The organism is Streptococcus sp. Marseille-Q4154 (assembly GCF_916700545.1).
Classification (GTDB): domain Bacteria; phylum Bacillota; class Bacilli; order Lactobacillales; family Streptococcaceae; genus Streptococcus; species Streptococcus infantis_I.
Map to the genome: position 1 here is coordinate 1 of NZ_CAKAKN010000006.1, position 3,565 is coordinate 3,565.

The 3,565-nt window shown below is 38.9% G+C and carries 2 protein-coding genes and 1 pseudogene; all 3 read left to right on the forward strand.

The genetic code is table 11. From position 1 onward, the window contains the following. The first annotated feature begins 4 nt into the window (after nt 1–4). Nucleotides 5–1,120, forward strand: coding sequence for a site-specific integrase (locus tag LG369_RS08420; RefSeq protein WP_225750793.1), 1,116 nt, complete (start codon nt 5–7; stop codon nt 1,118–1,120). Between the two features lie 307 nt (nt 1,121–1,427). Next, complete coding sequence (locus LG369_RS08425; protein ID WP_225750792.1) at nt 1,428–2,264, forward strand: replication initiation protein; 837 nt, start codon at nt 1,428–1,430, stop codon at nt 2,262–2,264. A 1,111-nt stretch (nt 2,265–3,375) separates the two neighbouring features. Further along, nucleotides 3,376–3,565: pseudogene (locus LG369_RS08430) on the forward strand (recombinase XerC); the annotation flags it as partial.

The following is a 3,565-nucleotide window of genomic DNA, read 5'->3' on the forward strand; positions in this document are numbered from 1 at the left end:
GGCTATGAAAGGCTTTGATATCTTGTCGAAGCAATACAGAAATCGAACTGTATCGAGAAACGAAGTGAAAGAGCAGAATAAGGGCAGATATGCGAGGTATGACACGGTATCATCTAACGCTAGCTTGGTGCAACATCAGAAACAATGGGCGCAGTTTGCGAAGTACGTCGAGGACAAACACGGTCTTAAAGGTCTTAAGAAGATTGACCAGGAACATGTGCGAGAGTTTATTAAACACGAACAAGCTAGAGGTTTGTCTGAGAAGACGTTGAAGTCGAGAGTAACTGCGATCAATCATGTAATGATTGGGAGCAGGGTTTGGGAACCTAATCAAAGAGTGTCATTAACGAGCATGCGCTCAGAAGGGCATATTTTGGCTTCTAAGGGGCCTACAAACGTTTATAAGGATTTAACTGCGCTAGAGTTTAGAATGCGAAATCCGAGCGTTTATGAGGCAAATAAGGACGTTATAGACTTTAGTCGAGCGTTTGGACTACGGAGGTCGGAGATTTTCGGTAAAAAGGGAAGTGAGTATCAAGGGGTAACGTTTAGGAACTTGGGACACGTAGAAGGCTCTAATAGGCTCTTTGTTGAGGTTATCGGTAAAGGGGGTAAATATAGACTGGCACCAGTAAGAGAGGACATGAGAGAGCAGATGTGGCGCAAATACGGAGCTTCTAGTAGGGTATATACAAGAGAATATCTGAATAAGTCGGTATCTGAACGTGAAACAATGCTGAAATCGAGGTCAAAATCGAGTGAACGCTTGTTTCAGTCGGAAAGTAGAAAATTTGGGTTACACATCAACAGGAACGAGTACGTAGAACGACAACTACGAGAGCGACAGGAGTACTGGGAGAGTAAAGTTGGGAAGATGACGGATGAAATCTTTCAAAATAGACAAACAGGATATAGCAGAATAGGCTTTACGTACAACGAGGAAACAGGTCGAACGCTATTATATAAAACCTACTACAAAGACGGCGAACGTATCAGAGAGGCTGTAAGACCTTTTGAGACAGTTCAAATTGGGAACTGGAAAGGGTATGCGATTAGTGCGACGGATGTGAGCCGATTTGTAGGTCATAATCGATTGGATGTTTTACAGAAATACTTATAACTTTTTTTGAAAAATTAAAAAAAATAAGGCTTTTTTTTCTAAAGTAGATACTTTATAAGTTACTTTTATAATTACTTTTATATACTTTAGGGGGTTCAAAAAGTCAGTAATATCAAGGGTTTGCGAAGAGATAAGTGATAAAAATTGACGTGATACATGACAAAAATTGACGTGATACATGACAAAAATTGACGTGATACATGACAAAAATTGACGTGAAACCTGACTAAAAAATTAAAAAAATATTGACTATTGTCATGTAATATTATATAATCATTTATGACAAAAATTGACGTGAGGTAAAACTATGAAAAAAGGGAAAGCAGAAAATGCTTTTGAGGGCTTACTATCAAGACAGGATTATCTTGTAGTACAAGCAAATGATTTGGCAAAGGCGTTTGGAAATTTAAAAGCATTTGAACATAGATTACTGGATTATTGTTTTAGCTATGTGACCAAAGAAAGTAATGTAACGGATACCTTTGTAGTGACTACTAAAGAGGTAATAAAACACTTTGGATTGAACGCAACAGGATACAGTTATGAGCGTGTAGCACGTGCTTTTAAATCCTTAAACGAAAACACTGCGTTATATCTACCAATCGTTGAGAATGGCGTTAAAGGGATATTGATGACACAGTTATTTAGAAAGATTAAATTCTTAGCTAATGGCGAAGTGGAATTTGTCTTTTCAGAAGATGCTGCACCTTATGTCTTTGCATTGCGTAGTCAATTCTATTCGTTTAAATTGGCAGAATTGGCTCAAATTAAATCAAAATATGCGACTATTTTAATGAAAATATGGGAAGCAAATCGCTTTAAAAAACAACGTGTCACAACAATTCAAGGGGATTTAGATGAGTGGCAAGATTGGTTTTTAGGTACGGAGAAACGAATGGCGCCAGCTATCTTTGTTAGAAATTGTCTAAAAGTTGGAGCAGAAGAAATAGAGAAAAAATTAGAAGGGGTAGATATCTACTTGAACGTGGTTAAAAATGGTCGTAAGGTTGTCGGTTATGAGATGCAAATAACAGATAACAGACAACCAACAACTGCTGAAGTGATACAACAAGCAGAAAAGGATAGTTATCAAACGGATATTTACGACTATTTAGGGGAAAAGGGCGAGGACGTCAGCATTTGAGGTCTTAGACGGTCTTATATGCCGAGAAAACTCTTGACGATAAGCTATCGCATATTATGCTGAAGATCACTAGGGGCGAGTTTAAACGAGCGCCTGGTGATTTTTAGGTTAAAGCGATAGGTTACTTATCGTCAAGAGGCAAATTGGAATATAAAAAAAGCGTGGTTTATCATAGATTGTAATGGCGTTTCAAGTGTGATATACTAAAGGGGTAAAACAATTTTACATTTAGACTATCGCTATGATACGTCTGTCTGAATAGGTGTTCGGACTAAACTTCTTGTAACTGCATAGCCTTCGGTATGGATACTGAAGCAGATTACTTGTTTTCATCTAAAACTTGTTTTGATACAAAACCAATCCGTGCTTGGTGTTTTAGTGTCGTGTGTCGCACGTGTTATGACTTAGAATATAAAAAAATGTAACAAGAGCAAATACTTAAAAGACGCTTATTCTTTCGGGGATAGGCGTATAAGTATTTGGTCTTTTTTTGTGTTCGATAGTGTGGTTAGAGGTAGTCGAACCTTTTGTCCGTGTGGATGATTGGCGAGGCTATGTTAGCTCTAGGTAATGCTGAATTGATAGGTGTCGAGGATACATTATCTTTACGAAAAATTAATAAGAAAGGAGAGGAAAACATAGGCACGAGGTGGTGCAATATCTGACAGCAACGCTGGCAGTCGGTTCGATAGAACCGAAGAAAACGTAAGAGAATTTGTTACATTCTCTTACGTTTCGCATCGATAGATGCGACCGAAAAATGACGAAGTCATTTTGAGTTCGTTCGAAGAACGAAACAGGACTGTCTATCTAAAATTTGAGTGAGCTTTAAGCGAACGAAAATGGGAGATAGACAGTCACACGCTGACCTAAAGCCGTTTCTGGCGAAACGGATAGACAGACTAACGTCTGTCACTGCGAGGTGAGGGAGAGAGGGCAGATTAAGGTCACTCTTCTGCTCGTAGGTCTAGAATGACTCAAAATTTGGATAGAGTTGTTTTTATACGTGAGCTAGAGCAATAGCGACGCTCTTAAAATATGGTCGTATGCAGCTGCTTGTAGCTGAATTTTGCTTGCGGAATTTTTTAACTAGAAAACGAGAGGTGCAATCATGGGAAAAGTGGCTATGAAAGGCTTTGATATCTTGTCGAAGCAATACAGAAATCGAACTGTATCGAGAAACGAAGTGAAAGAGCAGAATAAGGGCAGATATGCGAGGTATGACACGGTATCATCTAACGCTAGCTTGGTGCAACATCAGAAACAATGGGCGCAGTTTGCGAAGTACGTCGAGGACAAAC

Coding starts and splice junctions, on each gene's coding strand:
- LG369_RS08420 (WP_225750793.1), top strand. CDS start 5: ATGAAAGGCTTTGATATCTTGTCGAAGCAATACAGAAATCGAACTGTA.
- LG369_RS08425 (WP_225750792.1), top strand. CDS start 1,428: ATGAAAAAAGGGAAAGCAGAAAATGCTTTTGAGGGCTTACTATCAAGA.